The organism is Fervidicella metallireducens AeB (assembly GCF_000601455.1).
GTDB lineage: Bacteria > Bacillota > Clostridia > Clostridiales > Caloramatoraceae > Fervidicella > Fervidicella metallireducens.
Genome location: NZ_AZQP01000120.1, coordinates 1 through 1,567 on the forward strand (window position 1 = coordinate 1; position 1,567 = coordinate 1,567).

Consider the following 1,567-nt stretch of genomic DNA (forward strand, 5'->3'; position numbering starts at 1 on the left):
CTACAGCTATGACAGTTCTGATAATCTTATAAGCATGAATTTAAATGGTGTAGAATATTATTATATTCGAAATGGACAAGGAGATATTATAGGATTATTTGACAACACAGGAACACAAGTGGTAAGTTACTCTTATGATTCATGGGGAAAGCTTATCTCAACAACAGGAACACTAGCAAGTACAGTTGGGCAAAAGAATCCATATCGTTATCGTGGATATAGATTTGATACCGAGACAGGATTTTACTACTTACAAAGTCGTTATTACAATCCTGAGTGGGGCAGGTTTATTAATGAGGATGCTATAGTTGGGAATATGGGGGAATTGCTGTCGTACAATATGTTTGCATATTGTATGAATAATCCTATTAATTTGGTAGATAAAAATGGATATGGCCCTGAACTTGCACTGATTTATACTATTCCAGGTGTAGGTGAAGTTGCTGCTGGGATAACAATTATTGCAGTGGGGACATATGGGGCATATAAAGCAGGTGTTTGGGCAGGAAATCAAATTAAGAAGTTGAAGCAAAGTAAGGAAGATAAGAAAGCTAGGGAAGAGGGGATACCACGAGAAAATCATCAAGTAGTTCCAAATAAAAAAGGAGGGAGAAATCCAAGTATAGGTGAGCCAAATTCATCAAGTGATTATCTAAACCCAGATGGTAGTGTCAAACAAAGAAGATACTATGGACCAGACGGAAAACCAGAGGAGGATATAGATTATAACCATCCTAATTATGATGGAACACACAAATTTCCACATAGGCATATATGGGACTGGAGCAAAAACCCTCCAAGACAATCTGGTAAATAATCAAAATGATAGGAAGGAGAGATTAAATTGGAATATAGTTATGAAGAGTTTATGGAAGATGTAAAGATGGGGCATGAAATTGAATTTATTTATCATAAAGTTACATACTTTATAACACATGATAATAGAGGGTGGATACTAGCAAATATTAATGATAAAACTTCACAATGTTTTACTAATGTGGAGGATTTGTTAGAGAATGCAAGGATTGATTCAAAAAGCTTATCAAATGTTTGGACCCAGGTAGAGATTGATACTATCTACTAAGAAAAGAAGATGCAGTGTATTGATAATTCACTGTAAAACTATGTAAATTATACAATAGTAGTAGCTATAATAAGACGTATAGATTATTAAGCAAGACATTGGAGAGAGGATTAATGATGGTTTAGAAGAAAGGGACTGTCACACAACTAACAATTTGTTAGTTGTGTGACAGCCCCTTAGTTTTATTTATTATAAGTATAATTTTATATTGATTATAGTAAATAATTAGAATATTTATATGTATTTTTTCATTTTATTTCTTTAACCTGAATCTTCAATGAATTAGTTTTAATACCTGTGTTATGGTAATTGTTGCATCTGCTCCCTGACCAGTTGAAAGTTCTATTTCTATACCTTCATCTTCAAAGTACCCATTGTTTATTGCAGCATACATTGGTGCATAGAAAATGGAACGAACCACTTCATTTAATCGAATTTTTACTAATTTATCATCCTTTTGTTTACCACATCCGTAAAAGGCAA

At 33.2% G+C, this 1,567-nt stretch carries 3 protein-coding genes; 2 read left to right on the forward strand and 1 reads right to left on the reverse strand.

Annotated elements, in window-relative coordinates:
* Together Q428_RS16190 and Q428_RS13975 are read left to right on the forward strand one after the other, a co-directional pair.
* Window positions 1-817: RHS repeat domain-containing protein (locus Q428_RS16190; RefSeq protein ID WP_242847868.1), on the forward strand; the 817-nt coding region annotated here is incomplete at its 5' end.
* A gap of 27 nt (window positions 818-844) precedes the next feature.
* Window positions 845-1,084: a hypothetical protein gene (locus tag Q428_RS13975; protein WP_035382006.1), complete on the forward strand. Its 240-nt coding sequence runs from the start codon at window positions 845-847 to the stop codon at window positions 1,082-1,084.
* Window positions 1,085-1,358: 274 nt separating this feature from the next.
* On the opposite strand, the gene Q428_RS13980 is transcribed toward Q428_RS13975, so the two are convergent.
* The coding region (locus Q428_RS13980) for an ABC transporter substrate-binding protein (protein ID WP_035382009.1) at window positions 1,359-1,567 on the reverse strand (209 nt) is incomplete at its 5' end.